This window comes from Psychrobacillus mangrovi, assembly GCF_037104765.1.
In the GTDB taxonomy this organism is placed as follows: Bacteria; Bacillota; Bacilli; order Bacillales_A; family Planococcaceae; genus Psychrobacillus; species Psychrobacillus mangrovi.
This window is the reverse complement of record NZ_JBAWSY010000001.1, coordinates 327,273-343,716: the sequence shown is the minus strand read 5'-3', so window position 1 is coordinate 343,716 and position 16,444 is coordinate 327,273. Positions and strand designations below refer to the sequence as shown.

The window sequence follows — 16,444 nt, the reverse complement described above, 5'->3', positions numbered from 1 at the left end:
GAATGTTACGTATGATGTTAAATAGTAAAATACACCGCGCAGTTGTGACTCAAGCAGATTTAAATTATGTAGGAAGTATTACAATCGATCAAGATCTATTGGATGCAGTAGGAATGCTACCTAACGAAAAAGTTCACATTGTAAATAATAACAATGGAGCACGTTTTGAAACCTATATTATCGCTGGAGAAAGAGGAAGCGGGGTTATTTGCGTAAATGGAGCAGCAGCTCGCCTTGTTCAACGAGGCGATATCGTAATAATTCTTTCTTATGCTTATGTGATGAATGATGAAGCAAAAACACATCAGCCAACAGTTGCTATTATGAATGAAAATAATACGATTAGAGAAATAATACATTATGAACCTGAAGCAACAGTGATGTAATCTAATAATGTTAATTTGATAAGTCCAATAGAGCTATTGGAAAAATATAAAAATTGTACATCTATATTATAAGTTAATCATTTTGGATTGATATGCAAGCAAACTTTACAAGATGCGAGGAGTGTGACATAGTCACGTCCCACGCATCTTTTTAATTATGTGGTAACCAATGTAACCAAAGCCTGTCCTTAGCACAACAAGCGCACATCCGTTTTTCTGAGATCAAAGAATAATTAATAATAAGCATAGATTTGAATAGATAGATCACCAATTATAGGCATTCGCGCTGGCCGCACGTCCGCATGAGCCGCTATATGCGCAAGCGCATTTCGCTGTCTCATACGGCACGTCATGCGGCTCGCAAGGTGCGAATGCCAGTACATCTTTTTGTAGAAATAATGTAGATTCTATTAATGTATTGTTAAATCAATAATCCCTATAACAGGGGGTAGGATTGCTTCTTTCGATAATTATTTCAGATTTATTGGGATGTTTACAGGATATGCGGCAAGCGTACATCCATTTTTACGATTTCTAAGTACCAATAATATATACAGAATTGAAAAGAGACATCACCGACTATAGGCATTCGCGCTGGCCGCACGTCCGTATGAGCCGCTGTATGCGCAAGCGCATTTCGCTGTCTCATACGGCACGTCATGCGGTTCGCAAGGCGCGAATGCCAGTGAATTCTCTTGATTATGATTAATGTAGACTCTATTAAATGTTGAACAATAAATAAATTCTGCTTTCACTCTTTTAATTAAAAGTTACTGTATCATTGGCTATTTTCAGGATGTGCGCCTTACACGCCGCAGGAGCGCGAAGAATGAGACCCCGTAAAGGATGTGGGAGCGACAAAGGAGCGACTCATCCTGCGGAGGCTCATGCGTAGCGTGCGGCAAGCGCACATCCGTGTTTTGCTTTATAAGTTGTTGTAGCAAATAATATATAAAAATGTTGTTGAGAACATACTCATATATAGGCATACGTTACCCCTTAGACTAAGATGACACTTTATGAAGTTGTGTCTTCAGGATGTGCGCCTTACACGCCACAGGAGCGCGAAGAATGAGACCCCATAAAGGATGTGGGAGTGACGAAGGAGCGACTCATCCTGCGGAGGCTCATGCGTAGCGTGCGGTAAGCGAACATCCGAGTTTAAAGTTTTATGTATTAAAAATGCAAGCATGTTTTAACCAGCATTTATTTTAAATGATTACATCAAATTTTTCGTTTCTTATTGGTGAATGTGTTACAATTTTTTAAGAGAGAGTCTTTGGTTCTTTTACTTTTAAAAATAAGAATTGTGAGTTGAGGAATGGTGGAAAATCATAAATATGCAGTTGTTGATATTGAAACAACAGGCCATTCATCTTCTAATGGTGACCGCATAATTCAGATAGCAATTGTGTTTATAAATGACTATAAAATCGCAAATACGTATACGTCTTTTATTAATCCGGAAAAGTCAATTCCTTTCTTTATTCAAGATTTAACAAAAATTAAAGATGAAGATGTAGTGGATGCTCCTCTTTTTGAAGAAGTTGGTTCTCACATTTTAGACATGCTTCAAGATCATATTTTTGTTGCGCATAATGTACATTTTGATCTTCCTTTTTTACAAAATGAACTTAAAAGAGTTGGACTTCCAAAATTAATTTGCAAGAAGATGGATACAGTTGAGTTTACAAAACTAATGTTCCCAAATCTGTATAGTTATAAGCTTCAAGATATTTCATCGGAGTTACATATTGAGTTGCAATCTGCGCATCGTGCAGACGACGACGCACTAGCTACTGCACATTTACTTTTAAAATGCATAGAGCAGCTTTCCCATTTACCACTAAGAACAATCGAATTACTACATAAAAGATCATTTCATTTAAAATCTAACTTATCTTTACTTTTCTTTGAGGTATTGTCTAATAAAAGAAAAGTGTACGAAACAAAGAATTATCCAACTTATCATTCCATTCCTTTAAAATATGTGCAGGAGGAGATTTATTCTCAACCAATCCAGTTAAGTTATCCCAAGAAGAAAACCTCTAAATTGAGCTTGTTCAATAAAAGTATGCCACGATTTGAAGAGCGTCTAGGACAATTTGAATTAATGGATACGATACACGATGCAATGATAGAAAAAAAGGAGATTGTTTGTGAGGCGGAAACTGGCATTGGCAAAACTTTAGGTTATTTACTACCTGCTACGATTTATGCTATGAAGCAACAGAAACCAGTCATTGTTAGTACGTATACAACCCATTTAATTGATCAACTAATCTTAGAAGAAATTCCTAAATTAAATAAACTGTTAGGCGTGCAAATCCGAGTTGGAAAATTGAAAGGGATGCATCATTATATAGATTTGTATCGATTTTGGCAGCACCTTCAATTAGATGACGAATCATATGATGAGACATTTACAATTATGCAAATATTAGTTTGGTTAACTCTAACAGAAGAAGGGGACTTGACCGAGTTAAATGTTTCAGGCGGTGGTCAACTTTTTATAGATAAAATTAGAAGAACTGATCGATTTAATATGGAAGAACTAGAAGTTGAAGACTTTTATCATAGAGCAATTCGTAAAAGTGAAAAATGCGATATTTTAGTTACCAATCATGCCATGATATTAGCTGATCAAGAAAGAGAAAATAGGTTATTGGCAAATGGATGCGCAACTATAATCGATGAGGCCCATCAATTTATTCATGCGAGTATGTCTAGAAAAGAACGTGTCTTTTCTTATACAAATTGGAAATATGTACTAGGACAATTTGGGACATTAGATACGGAACATTTACTTTATAAATTGTCAGTTTTGCATATCCCATTAGCTTTGCGATTACGCTTGGAAACGCAGTTTGTTGAAGTGGTAAATATTTTTGATGATACTATTTCCGTTATTATTCACTCTGCGAAGCAAACAAAAACGCGATATAAGAATACAAAAAAGTCCATTCTTCTAGGAGAATTAGATTTAGATGATTCCATTTTGCGAAGAGTCGCAAACACCATTCAAACTTTTATTTTATCTGCAAAATCCATTATTCATTCTTATTCGAATCATTTTAATGAGATTCATTCATCGATAATTTTGAACGAATGGGAATATTGGATTCAAGAGCTAGAAATAAAAGCTAGCGAATGGGATGAAATCTTTTTACAAGAAGAAACACTTGAAGCAAAGTGGTTGGAAATAGATACAAGAAGTATACCGGGAAGCTTAACTATTATTAAAAGACCTTTGAACTATCAACAAGATATTAAAAATGCCCTCAATCCCTTAAGAGAAGAAGGGGCGGTTATATGGACTTCGGGAACACTTTCTGTGCCAACAAATCGTCATTTCATCACATCTCAGTTAGGATTGGATAATAATGTAAGTATTAATACATTTAAAGCTTCTGCTGATTATTATAAAGGAGCAGAATTATTAATTGTTGACGATATGCCAGATATACAGAATGTATCTCAAAGTGACTATATTGAATCCATCGCAGAAGCAATTGTTCAAACAGTCCTTGTTACTGAAGGAAGATGTTTTGTTTTATTCACCTCACAAGATATGCTGCGAAAAACAGTAGACTTGATACAGGAAACTGAACTGTTAGATGATTATATGTTATTTGCACAGGGTATGTCATCAGGAAGTAGAATGCGCTTATTAAAATCATTTCAGCGTTTTTCTAAATCTGTATTATTTGGTACAAACAGCTTTTGGGAAGGAGTGGACGTCCCGGGAGATGCATTATCCGTTATTATTATGGTGAGACTTCCTTTTTCCTCACCTGAAGATCCTTTATTTAAAAAGAGAGCTGAATTATTAACGATTAATGGTCAAAACCCTTTTACTGCATATTCTTTACCAGAGGCTGTTCTACGCTTTAGACAAGGTTTTGGTCGCTTGATCCGATCCTCTTCAGATAAGGGAGTCTTTATCGTGCTGGATAGAAGAATTGAAACAAAGTCCTATGGAAATGATTTTATACAGGCAATTCCTAATATTCCAGTTAAGAAAGTCTCTCTAGAAAATATGGTCTTAGAGCTTGAAAATTGGTATACTAAGGGAGTATGAGTTTTAGAAAGCGGGTAGAAATATGGAAAACAAAATTGAAGTGCTATCAACCGTTACGATAAATTATCAAAGTGACTTATATAAAGTGGTTGATGCTTTAAATCGTACATTAAAAGAACAGGATTTAATGTTTGGATTGGCGCTTGATAAGCAAGATCAAGAAAAAGCAGTATTTACCATATATAGGACTTAAATAATGGCAGTAAAAAAATGGATCCTGTTTATTGTTATTTTTTTAATTAGTCTAACGGTTGTTCTTAGCTCACTTATTTACTTTCAAGCAAAAGCTCCTTTCAATGCTGCTAGCGAAGATGCTGAATCATATGTAATACAAAATGATTTGCTATCCGATATTAACGATTCTTATGTTTATAATAGTTCAGAGACATTCCATACAGTTATAGGTACAACTGATAAAGGAGAAGAAAAAGCATTCTTCATTCCAGAAAAAAAGACAGATGAAGCTATAATGGAAGTTAATTTAAAGGATGGAATAACAAAAGAACAAGCGATTGAACTAGCAATGAAAGAGGAAAAAAACAGCAAACTATTACATGCTAAACTTGGAGTAGAAGAAGTAGGCCCAGTTTGGGAAATCACGTTTGTTAACAAAGACAATAACCTTGGTTATGTGTATTTGTTATTTAATAACGGAGATTGGTGGAAGCGTATTTCAAACTTATAATTTAACTTTTGAATTTTTGGAGGGTAACATGAAAAAAATTATGATTAAAGATATGGGGAACCATGTCGGAGAAACAATTAAACTTGGTGCATGGCTAGCAAATAAACGTTCAAGTGGTAAAATTGCATTTTTACAACTACGTGACGGTTCTGGATTTGTACAAGGAGTTGTTGTAAAAGAGGAAGTTGGAGAAGAAATTTTTCAAGTTGCAAAGGGATTAACACAAGAAACTTCTATGTATGTAATAGGAGAAGTTATGAAAGACGATCGTTCTTCCTTTGGTTATGAGTTACAGGTAAAACAAATTGAAGTAATTCATGCTGCAGTAGACTTCCCAATCACACCTAAAGAACATGGTACGGAGTTTTTAATGGACAACCGTCATTTATGGTTACGTTCAAGAAAACAACATGCTATTATGAAAATTCGTAATGAGATTATTCGCGCTACATATGAGTTTTTTAATAATAATGGATTTGTAAAAATGGACCCACCTATCCTAACTGGATCGTCTCCAGAAGGTACTTCCGAATTGTTCCATACAAAATATTTTGATGAGGATGCTTATTTATCGCAATCAGGACAATTATACTTAGAAGCTTCTGCAATGGCCCTTGGTAAAGTATTTTCTTTTGGACCTACATTCCGTGCAGAAAAATCCAAAACTCGTCGTCATTTAATTGAATTTTGGATGATCGAGCCAGAAATGGCATTTGTAGAATTCGACGAAAACTTAGAAGTACAAGAGCAATATGTTGAATATATAGCACAAGCAGTTGTTAAAAATTGTACATTGGAATTAGAGCGTCTAGGCCGTGATATATCTAAACTAGAAAATATTAAAGCACCATTCCCACGTATCTCCTATGATGATGCTATTAAATTTTTACATGAAAAAGGATTTGATGATATTCAATGGGGTGATGATTTTGGTTCTCCTCACGAAACAGCCATTGCAGAAAGCTATGACAAACCTGTTTTCATTACGCATTATCCAGTAGGTATCAAACCTTTCTATATGCAACCTCATCCAGATAGAGATGACGTTGTATTATGTGCAGACTTAATTGCTCCAGAAGGTTATGGAGAAATTATTGGTGGATCCGAGCGTATTCACGACTATGATCTTTTAAAACAACGCATAGAAGAGCATGGTTTAGATGAAGCAGCATATGCATGGTATTTAGAGCTTCGTAAACAAGGTTCCGTGCCACATTCAGGTTTTGGACTTGGATTAGAAAGAACAGTTGCATGGTTAAGTGGTGCAGAACATGTACGTGAGTCTATTCCATTCCCACGTTTATTAAACAGATTATATCCATAAGGAATTGCTATCGTCTTGCCTCATTATGTTATTTTTCTTACATAAAGGGACAAGGCGTTATGGCTGGATTAAAAAGAGAGGGAGACGAGTATGCAAAAGCGAGATCGACTCCGTATTTGGACAGAGCAGGGAAATGTGACCATTTCCCAGCTTTTTTTTAACTACTATAAAATGATTGATGTTAAAGATGAGGAAGCCATAATACTTCTTCATCTGATTGCTTTTGGTGAGGCTGGAATTCACTTTCCAACTCCACAAAATCTAGTGGACAAGACGTATTTTGATGAAAATAAAGTAGTAGGTATTTTACAACGACTTTTACAAAAAGGTTTTATTCAAATTGAACAGCAAATTGATGAGCAAGGTGTTCGTTATGAATATTATGATTTTCAGAGTCTCTGGAACTTACTGTTGAATTACGCAGAGCTTGAAGAAAACAAAGAAGAAGATCAGCAGATGAAAGTAGAAGAAGGTAGTATATATAAGTTGTTTGAGCAAGAGTTTGGAAGACTGTTATCTCCGATGGAATACGAAACGATAGGAATGTGGTTTGACCAAGACCAGCATTCTCCTTCACTAATTCGGTTAGCGCTTAAAGAGGCGGTACTAGCCCAAAAGCTTAGTTTACGGTATATAGACCGAATTTTATTTGAATGGAAGAAGAAAAATATTAAAACTGTAGAAGCTGCTGAAAAAGAGTCTTCTAATTTCAGACAACAGATTCCTGTTCCCAAAAAAGTAGAACAAGTTTCCAGTTCTACAAAAGTGTCTTTTTATAATTGGTTAGAAGAGAGAGAGTAGGAGGGGGAAAATTGCTTACGAAAGCACAATGGCATTATTGCCTAGACGAAATGGAACGAATGTTCCCTGATGCTCATTGTGAGCTCGTTCATGAAAATCCATTTGAACTCCTTGTTGCGACACTATTATCTGCACAATGTACAGATGTATTAGTAAATAAAGTAACAAAAACTTTATTTCAAAAATATAAAAAACCTGAAGATTATTTAGCAGTTTCTATTGAGGAGTTGCAAACAGATATTCGATCAATTGGTCTATATCGTAATAAAGCAAAAAACATTCAAGCATTGAGTAAACAATTGATAGAATTATACGATGGAGAAGTACCAGCTAATAGGGACCTATTGACTACTTTTCCAGGGGTTGGCCGCAAAACCGCAAATGTTGTTGTGTCTGTCGCCTTTGACATCCCAGCGATTGCAGTGGATACACATGTTGAACGAGTAACAAAACGCTTAGGTTTGTGTAGATGGAAAGATTCTGTCTTGCAAGTAGAAGAGACATTGATGAAGAAAACTCCAATAGAATTGTGGTCAAAAGCACATCATCAACTAATTTTCTTTGGACGTTATCATTGTAAGGCTCAAAATCCAAATTGCCCAGAATGCCCATTATTGGCTGTTTGTCGTGAAGGGAAAAAAAGGATGAGTAAAATTGTCTAAACGGTATTGTTTCGATTATGGGAGGAAATTCGAAGAGTGGGAGCAGTTACAAGAAAAATTGGTCCAGCTTTTTAAAGAAAAAGATGATTCAAGAATAATCTTCATGGAACAAGGAATACAGATTCTGACAGAAATAATAAATGTTACAGAGGGAGTTCATTTAATTAATTTTTCCGAACGCTTTGAATTTATCCAAAAGAATAAATTAAATTATACTGCATTTCGTCAACTTGCTGAGCTGTTTAAAGAAGTGAAAAAGAAAATTGCTGCGAAAAGAATTATGGGAAATAAATAGTTAAAAGAATAAACAAGGCACTTTCTGTTGAAAATTGAACAGAAAGTGCCTTGCTTCTTTATCTATATCTAAATCGCCATGTATGACTTAAATTGAGGGTTCTTGAAAACCAACTGAATGAAAAAGAACGCTTAAATTGGCGAAAAACTTATTTAGTATAGTTATTTTACATTAAGTGGTATAAAGAGACGAATGTTGATGTAACCGAGACCAAATTACAATAGTTGATTGTAATGAAAGGCGGCGACTCCAGCCGGAAAGCGTCCGCCTGGAACGTAAATCAACGGCGCCAAGACAAAAAGCGAGTATGTGAACCAAATATCGTTTACATACTCGCTAAAAAATAATATGAAGAGTATTTTCAGTGCCCCTTAGGATATATAGCTAAGGAGCGGCTCGGCGCTCGCCAGCGTAAATCTTTGGAAGAACTAAGCTATTCTATACTAAAAATAAGTTTCGAGTTTGTCTACAGTCTAAAACGAGTTATCCATTTAGGATAACTCGTTTTTTGGTTATTATGGAGTTGTACTGGAATCTTCTCCAGAATCTGTAGTGCCGTCAGGGTTTGTTCCCTGCTGACCATCACCAGGTGTTGTTTCAGTTTGGTCCTCCTCGGAATTAGTTCCATCTTCCGAACCATCCGAGGTGCCATTACCGTTCCCTTTATTATCTTTGCCCTTATCTTTACCCTTATCTTTACCCTTATCTTTCTCGTTATTTTTGCCATTCTCGTTGCCGTTTCCATTCCAGTTACCGTTACCTTCATTCTCATCTATATTGTCTGAAGGATTTTCTTCTGGATTTTCTTCCTCCACAGCATCGAGTGTTAGTGAGATTGAAGCTGGTTCACTTCTAACATCTTCTGAAACTGCAGTAACAGAAAATACATACGTACTACCAGGTATCAAACTTTGAACGATTAATCCCTGTTGCTTGGTTGTTTGTAAAACTTCACTTGGTCCATTATCAATCGCAACTGAAACTTCAAATTGTACATCTGTTTCCATTTCTTCTGGTTTTTCAAAATCCCATGCTAATGTTGCAGTTGAAGTTATTTCATCATAATCTACGGATAAATTAGACGGAGCATTTAACTCAAGTTGCTTGTATTCTTCCGATACAGAAGTTGGTTCTGTACCTTTTACGAATAGTTCAGTTGATTTTAAATTGTCTGGTGTATAATCACTTGCTAATTGGAGAGGATCAGATCCAACTTCAATTGTTGCTTCTACTACAGAACTTGGTTTTTGAAAGCGTTCTGTATTTGTTCCGTTAGAGATATTAGCCATTACTTCTTTAAAAATATTTTGAGGTAAATAACGCTCCTCATTTGTAGTCATTGGCGTTTTTAAATCAGGATATCCAGACCAAACAGCTATCGAATAGTTTGTAGTATAACCAGCAAACCAAACGTCTGGGAATGCGCTATTCGGTAAATCCCATTCCTTCATTTGATTAGCGTCGTAGTTAGATGTTCCCGATTTTCCGGCGATATCTAATCCACTCACAGCTGCCCGTTTTCCAGTACCTTTCGTTAATACATCCCTAAGGACATCTGTCACAATAAAGGCAGTAGAATCTTTCATAACAGGTTTTGAATCAGGACGATAATTTTTTTCTGTTTTACCATCACGATAAACGATTTTATTAATTGCGTACGGTTTCGTATGCATTCCGTTATTACCAAATGCTGCATAAGCTCCAGCCATTTGAATAGGTGTCATTGCCTTAGATGTACCACCAAGCGCACTACTTTCCGTTACATCGCCGATATCGATTCCAAAACGATTAATAAATTCTTTGGCATTTTTTGTACCAACTTCTTTTAATGTTTTAACTGCAGGTACATTTCGAGAATTATAAAGCGCTTCGCGCATTGTCATATTGCCTTTATATTTCCCATCAAAGTTTCGAACTACTTGGTCAGTACCAGTGTATTTGATTTGTTCATCAATTATTGTCTGACCAGTGGACCAATTTAAAAACTCTACAGCAGCACCATACTCGAGCAATGGTTTGATTGTAGAACCAGGAGAGCGAACATTCATATCTTGCGCAAAGTTAAATCCACGTTCAGCACCATAGTTTCTACCACCACCAACTGCAGCAATGGCACCAGTCTTTGTATCAATGACTGCAACGGCAGACTGAATTTTTTCTGTAGGGAACCTATCAGAGTTAAGTGTTGCTTCTACTGTCTGCTGTGCTTCTGGTTGTAAAGTTGTATGAATCGTAATACCTTCAGAGATTGCATCTCCGTCACCATTCTTTTCTAACTCATCTAAAACAATATCAATAAAAGCATCATATTTAGAATCTTGATTTGCCACACGTTGGTCTTCAGGTAGTAAGCCTTCCTCAACTGGAGCTGCTTGTGCTGCTTTCATTTCTTCTTCTGTAATTTTGCCATGTAAATTCATTAAATGAAGTACAATGTTACGTCTTTTTTCAGCAAGTTCAGGATTTTTGAAAGGATTATAATTATTAGGACTCTGTGGCATTCCCGCAAGTACTGCGTATTGATCTAATGTTAAATCCTTTAATTCCTTACCATAGAAATACTGGGATGCTGTTCCGAAACCATATATTCTTCCAGACATTAATATTTTATTAAAGTACATTTCGAATATTTCTTCTTTTTCATACTTACGTTCTAATTGAATAGCAAGATATGCCTCTTGTGCCTTACGTTTTAATGTTTTTTCATTTGTTAAAAATGAGTTTTTAATAACTTGTTGTGTTAATGTACTTGCACCTTGAGAACCAAACCCGCTTGTGACGTTTGCTAATACTGCTTTTCCTAAACGTAAGAAATCGACTCCCATATGATCATAAAAGCGAACATCTTCTGTTGCTAAAATAGCGTCTTCCATCTGTTGCGGTATTTCATCATAGGGAACATATTCTCTACTTTCAGCACCTACCGTAGCAAATACTTCTCCATTCGCATCTAAAAGTTTAGGGCTAATAGGATCTTTCAAAGATGTTTCGTCTAATTCAGGAGCAGAACTTGCATAATAAGCGAAGAGGGATCCTCCCGCTAATAGTCCTACTATTCCTATAGCTAGTACCGCTATAAAAATACGTTTTATCCATAATTTTATAGGTTTCTTCGGTTGTTTTTTTTGTTGTAATTCTTTTCTTCGTTGTTCACGAGTTCTTTTTTGCTCACTCATAAACGTCTCCTCACTTTCAATTTATACGTTCAAGTTATCAACTATTTTTAAATAATCAATTCTTGGTGCATATTTTGGAGTAATCTCTATTGCATGCTCTTCAAATTCACTTAAAGCAATAGATTTTCTTCCACCTGTTAGCATTCTATCCCAAAAAAGTTCTAATTGTTCAAAAGGTAAATAAAAATAACGATCAAATGCCGAGAAACGAACGAGTAAAAAACAAACGCCATTTTGTTTAGTTACACTTCTCATATGTTTGACTTGATGTTCATGTACATTTTTTAAGGGAAACGCTGTTTTATTTTCCGTTTCTTTTGCTTCAAAGTCAATATATTTACCTTGATACACACCATTAAAATCTGTTGTAGAAGGAGTTCTATAATACGCTTCCTTAATCATAGCACTACTTCTACTGGGATATTCTACTCTAACGACTTGTATAGGGATTGGTTTTTTGTATATGACAGCTAAATCATTTAGAAGGTAGTATTCATTCGCATCATTTAACTCATCCTCTAACGTCTTACCCCTATTACTAAAAGAATAATCCTTTTTCTTAATTTTTAATGGTTCTTTTTTGGGAGTGTATACTTTACCGTTTGGATAATGAATAGCCAAGCAGATCACCTCTTTATGCTATTAGTTTATCACAAGTTACTTAGACGAATAACAGTCATATTTAGTTTCATTTCTGTTACAACCAAGTTACTTTGTCGATAGTACACTAGTTTTGTCTGTTGAAAAGAACGTTTGTCGAGAGGGAAGGTATTCTCGGAAAAACAATGAACATACTTTAAAAAGGGAGGAATTAAAATGAATAAAATTGAACGATTAATAGACCAACTTGAATTGCTCGAGTATTTACTGGAAAGTCGATTGCACGACGAGCAAGATAAATTTAAAGAAAATTTTAGTCAGTCCTCATTTCATTTGCTTGCAAAAATCGAAAAAATGGAAAATAAATTATAAAGAATATATGTTCGCTTAGAACTAGTAAAAAGTTAGGATATTTGATAAACTATTACTAGAATGCGAGGGATGACTTTGTCACTATTAAATCTTAGTAAACACCTATTAAAAGAATGTGATGATTGTATCATCCGTTTTGAAGCTTATCGAGAAGAAGATAAAGAACCTGACTTTTTTCAAGATGTAAAACCACATGCATATCAAATAGATGAACTTTTGCAAGAATGGGAACAACTAGTTCGAAAATGGATTCAAGAAAAACGACCTAAGTATGTCCATCCTAGTCAGATAGACTCTTTACTTGAATCCATGAAGCAATTTATTGTGCAATCTTACTATAAAGGCACAAGTAAAAAAAGATTTTTAAAGTCCATACACTCATCAAAGTATACTTTAGAAACAATTATTCAAGCAATTAAGGAAGTAGGAGATGAACATGCATAAACGAAAAAACATTCAACAATTATTAGATGAATGGAAGTTAGACGGAAATAGAAACTCACGTATAGTGCATGTTCATACTACGGCTGAGAAGCAAGCGAAATACGCTCCATTTCCAGATCAGATGCATCCTTCTTTACAAAAAGCATTAGTCAGTCGTGGAGTAGACCAATTATATATTCACCAAAGACAAGCTTTTGACGCTGCAACCTCTGGTAAGTCATATACGACCATAACTCCTACTGCTTCTGGAAAATCACTTTGCTATCACCTACCTGTTCTTCAGTCCATATTAGACGATCCAACCTCACGAGCCATTTACTTGTTTCCAACTAAAGCATTAGCACAAGATCAAAAAAGTGATTTAAATGCACTTATTCAAGCTAGTGAAGAGGAAATTTTAAGTTATACATATGACGGAGACACAGAACCTGGTATTAGACAGAAAATTAGAAAGTCAGGTCATATTGTATTAACAAATCCAGATATGCTCCATTCTGGAATTCTTCCACATCATACTAAATGGGTATCTCTATTTGAGAACTTAAAATATATAGTTATCGATGAAATTCATACATATAAAGGTGTTTTTGGTAGTCATGTTGCTCATGTTATTCGTAGGTTAAAAAGGATTTGTGAGTTTTACGGAAGTCAGCCACAGTTTATTTGTACGTCTGCTACGATTAAAAATCCAAAAGAGCTTGCCGAATCTTTAACAAATACTTCGCATACATTAATCGATGAAAATGGTGCTCCTGCAGGTAAGAAACATTTTGTGTTTTATAATCCACCAATTATTCATCCGGTCTTTAATGTGAGAAGAAGTGCAATATTAGAAGTAAGGGATTTAGCACAGGAATTATATGTGAATGGAATTCAAACAATTGTTTTTGCAAAAAGTAGAGTTCGAGTGGAAATGCTTGTTACTTATTTACAAGGCCTAGTTAGCAAAAAAATAAACGACCAATCTATTCGAGGATACAGAGGAGGTTATTTACCTTCTGAAAGAAGAACAATTGAAAAAGGCTTAAGAGACGGAATTATTCGTACAGTAGTAAGCACGAATGCTTTAGAGTTAGGGGTAGATATTGGCCAATTACAAGCGTGTATTATGACAGGATATCCTGGTAATATCGCAAGTGCATGGCAACAGGCAGGAAGAGCAGGAAGAAGGCAGGATGAGGCTCTTATTATTTATGTTGCTCAATCAACTGCACTCGACCAATACGTGGTAAATCATCCTTCTTACTTTCTAGGTCAATCTCCAGAAGAAGTACGAATTCATCCAGATAATATGATTATTTTAATGGATCATTTGAAGTGTGCAGCTTTTGAGTTGCCTTTTTCGTCAATGGATTTATATGGAGAATTTTCAATTCAAGAGTTACTGGAATTTTTGGAGGAAGAAGGCGTTTTATTAAAAACGGCTGAAAAATGGCATTGGATGTCTGAAAGTTTTCCGGCGAGCAATGTAAGTTTACGTTCTGCCTCTCAAGAAAACGTTATTATTATTGATCAGTCCATTCCGACAAAAACTAGAGTGATTGGTGAAATGGATCAATATAGTGCGATGACTCTACTCCACGAGGAAGCAATTTATTTACACCAAGGAACTCAATTTCAAGTTGAAAAACTAGACTGGGAAGAGAAAAAAGCATTCGTTAGAGAGGTAGACGTTGATTACTTCACAGACGCAAACATTGCGATAGAGTTAAAAGTATTGAGTGAGGATAAAGACAAGGAAGCGAATGTTGGAACACTGCAATTTGGAGACATCATTGTATTAGCGCAACCAACTATCTTTAAAAAAATTAAGTTTGATACTCATGACAATATTGGATCAGGCAAAATTCACTTGCCACCAATAGAATTGCATACTTCTTCTACTTGGTTTAGCTTTGAAAAACCAGATGATTGGACGGATGCGCTCCTTTCAGATGCAATGACAGGAGCAGCATATGCATTGCATGCTTTTATACCATTATTCATTCATTGTGATTCAAAGGATATTCATGTCGTTCCACAAGTGAAATCGACAAATATGGAAAAACCAACTTTTTATATTTATGATAGTTATCCTGGTGGAATTGGGTTATCGGAAAGAATGTTTGATTTGTGGAATGAATTAGTTCCAAAGGTAACGGAGCAAGTAGCAAATTGTTCTTGTAATAATGGATGTCCTGCCTGTATCGGAGCACAAGATGCAGAATTGAATTTGAAAAAAGAAGTATTAAAACTACTATACTTTTTGCAGGTAAAAGAAAATGTCCTATGAAAAAAAGTTGTTACAATTGAAAGGTCTAGTAAAAAAGAATTCGACCGAACAGATTAAAAAGGAAATACCTAGCTTTAAGCTACCTTTTTACACAGAGAAATGGATTCAGCATGGACTTAAACTAATTCAAAACGAACATGGTTTTTTATTCGTAAAAGAATCTTTTTACTCGAATGAGCATATACATGGAAACATTGTATTAAGTAAATTAACGGATTCAATCAAATTTATGCAGGATAACTATCCAGATCATCCGTTAACAGTTTCCTTAGATAATAAATATTCCTTTTATGATACGGAAACAACTGGTTTGAAAGGGACAGGTGTACTCATCTTTCTAAATGGTGTGCTAACGAAAACAAAAGATGGTTTTTTATTGAAACAATATGTTCTTGCTGATCCAAGTCAAGAAACAGCATTTTTATATTCACTAGATTTTTGGAGAGATACTCAAACAATTATTACTTATAACGGAAAAAGCTTTGATCTGCCTCAACTAATATCTAGATGGACAATGAATCGAAATTTGCTTCCAAAATTAAAACAGCATGATCATATTGACTTGATGCATACTTCCAAACGTATTTGGAAAGGTAATTTAGAAAGATTTAAATTAAAGCAAATCGAAGAACAAAAGTTAGGTTTTCAAAGAAATGGAGATATACCAGGTCATCTTGCTCCTATTATTTATTTTGACGCGGTTAAGACAGGGAATCCAGTCAATTTGATGAAAGTTTTAAAACATAATGAATGGGATATTTTATCTTTGGTAACGCTATATATAATTACAGTGGATTTATTGATTAAAAAAGAAGAAGTAGCTGAATCCTCCGTAACTTATACGAATATCGGAAAATGGTTTCAAGACTTGAAAACAACTGAAGTAAGTTTTGACTGGTTTAAATTCGTCGTGGATCATTTCCCAAAACAAGAAGCAAGTATTGCATATATGTACGTAGGATTACACTTGAAACGTAAAAAGTTATTTATGGAAAGTATTCAGGCTTTTGAGGAATCTTTAAAGGAAATAAGCGGGAAATATCGTTTAAAAGTTTATATAGAATTGGCAAAATTGTATGAGCATCAACAAAAAGATTATGAGTCAGCACTAGAAATGACCTCAAAAAGTGCTTTGTATATGGATTCTTTAAGCGATAGTATATCAACACAATCAAAGCTACGCTTAGAACAAGAACTTTATAAAAGGAGAGAAAGAATAATCCGGAAAATAAATATTTCCCGGGAAAGCGCACAACATAACAAAAAGCGCGTACAAATGCCTTAAAATACTGCATTATTCGACATCATTATGCTATAATACGTTTAGCGAAATGTAGATGGAAGGA

General features: G+C 35.1%; 14 protein-coding genes. 12 read left to right on the top strand and 2 right to left on the bottom strand.

What is annotated here, in order from left to right; genetic code table 11:
- Positions 1 to 2 precede the first annotated feature (2 nt).
- The 8 genes from panD to WAX74_RS01665 all read left to right on the top strand — a co-directional run bounded on the left by panD (position 3) and on the right by WAX74_RS01665 (position 8,234).
- Entirely contained in the window at positions 3 to 386 is a 384-nt protein-coding gene (gene panD, locus WAX74_RS01700) for an aspartate 1-decarboxylase (RefSeq protein WP_336495931.1), read from the top strand.
- Positions 387 to 1,707: 1,321 nt separating this feature from the next.
- Positions 1,708 to 4,467, top strand: coding sequence for an ATP-dependent DNA helicase DinG (gene dinG, locus WAX74_RS01695; RefSeq protein ID WP_336495930.1), 2,760 nt, complete (start codon positions 1,708 to 1,710; stop codon positions 4,465 to 4,467).
- A gap of 22 nt (positions 4,468 to 4,489) precedes the next feature.
- Positions 4,490 to 4,660, top strand: a complete 171-nt coding sequence (locus tag WAX74_RS01690; protein WP_336495929.1) for a YpmA family protein — start codon at positions 4,490 to 4,492, stop codon at positions 4,658 to 4,660.
- 3 nt (positions 4,661 to 4,663) lie between these two features.
- Positions 4,664 to 5,152, top strand: a complete 489-nt coding sequence (locus WAX74_RS01685) for a cell wall elongation regulator TseB-like domain-containing protein (RefSeq protein ID WP_336495928.1) — start codon at positions 4,664 to 4,666, stop codon at positions 5,150 to 5,152.
- A gap of 28 nt (positions 5,153 to 5,180) precedes the next feature.
- Positions 5,181 to 6,476 carry an asparagine--tRNA ligase gene (asnS, locus tag WAX74_RS01680; RefSeq protein ID WP_336495927.1) on the top strand — a complete coding sequence of 432 codons (1,296 nt, stop codon included), beginning with the start codon at positions 5,181 to 5,183 and terminating at the stop codon, positions 6,474 to 6,476.
- Positions 6,477 to 6,566: 90 nt separating this feature from the next.
- A complete protein-coding gene (locus WAX74_RS01675) occupies positions 6,567 to 7,277 on the top strand; it encodes a DnaD domain-containing protein (RefSeq protein ID WP_336495926.1) in 711 nt (236 codons plus the stop codon).
- A gap of 11 nt (positions 7,278 to 7,288) precedes the next feature.
- Positions 7,289 to 7,939, top strand: a complete 651-nt coding sequence (gene nth / locus WAX74_RS01670) for an endonuclease III (protein ID WP_336495925.1) — start codon at positions 7,289 to 7,291, stop codon at positions 7,937 to 7,939.
- Positions 7,932 to 8,234, top strand: a complete 303-nt coding sequence (locus WAX74_RS01665) for a YpoC family protein (protein WP_336495924.1) — start codon at positions 7,932 to 7,934, stop codon at positions 8,232 to 8,234. The genes nth and WAX74_RS01665 overlap by 8 nt, the downstream gene beginning before the upstream one ends.
- Before the next feature lie 515 nt (positions 8,235 to 8,749).
- Here WAX74_RS01665 and WAX74_RS01660 read toward each other — a convergent pair.
- Both WAX74_RS01660 and recU read right to left on the bottom strand, forming a co-directional pair.
- Positions 8,750 to 11,410, bottom strand: coding sequence for a PBP1A family penicillin-binding protein (locus tag WAX74_RS01660; RefSeq protein ID WP_336495923.1), 2,661 nt, complete (start codon positions 11,408 to 11,410; stop codon positions 8,750 to 8,752).
- Between the two features lie 21 nt (positions 11,411 to 11,431).
- Positions 11,432 to 12,031, bottom strand: a complete 600-nt coding sequence (gene recU, locus WAX74_RS01655; RefSeq protein WP_336495922.1) for a Holliday junction resolvase RecU — start codon at positions 12,029 to 12,031, stop codon at positions 11,432 to 11,434.
- Positions 12,032 to 12,226: 195 nt separating this feature from the next.
- Here recU and WAX74_RS01650 point away from each other — a divergent pair, with 195 nt between their 5' ends.
- The 4 genes from WAX74_RS01650 (at position 12,227) to WAX74_RS01635 (ending at position 16,383) form a co-directional block, all read left to right on the top strand.
- The gene (locus WAX74_RS01650) at positions 12,227 to 12,382 is read left to right on the top strand and encodes a hypothetical protein (RefSeq protein WP_336495921.1); all 156 of its coding nucleotides are present in this window, start codon (positions 12,227 to 12,229) and stop codon (positions 12,380 to 12,382) included.
- 75 nt (positions 12,383 to 12,457) lie between these two features.
- A complete protein-coding gene (locus WAX74_RS01645; protein ID WP_336495920.1) occupies positions 12,458 to 12,826 on the top strand; it encodes a YppE family protein in 369 nt (122 codons plus the stop codon).
- Positions 12,819 to 15,098: a DEAD/DEAH box helicase gene (locus tag WAX74_RS01640; RefSeq protein ID WP_336495919.1), complete on the top strand. Its 2,280-nt coding sequence runs from the start codon at positions 12,819 to 12,821 to the stop codon at positions 15,096 to 15,098. Before WAX74_RS01645 ends, WAX74_RS01640 begins: the two co-directional genes overlap by 8 nt.
- Positions 15,088 to 16,383: a ribonuclease H-like domain-containing protein gene (locus WAX74_RS01635; protein ID WP_336495918.1), complete on the top strand. Its 1,296-nt coding sequence runs from the start codon at positions 15,088 to 15,090 to the stop codon at positions 16,381 to 16,383. Before WAX74_RS01640 ends, WAX74_RS01635 begins: the two co-directional genes overlap by 11 nt.
- Positions 16,384 to 16,444: the final 61 nt, after the last annotated feature.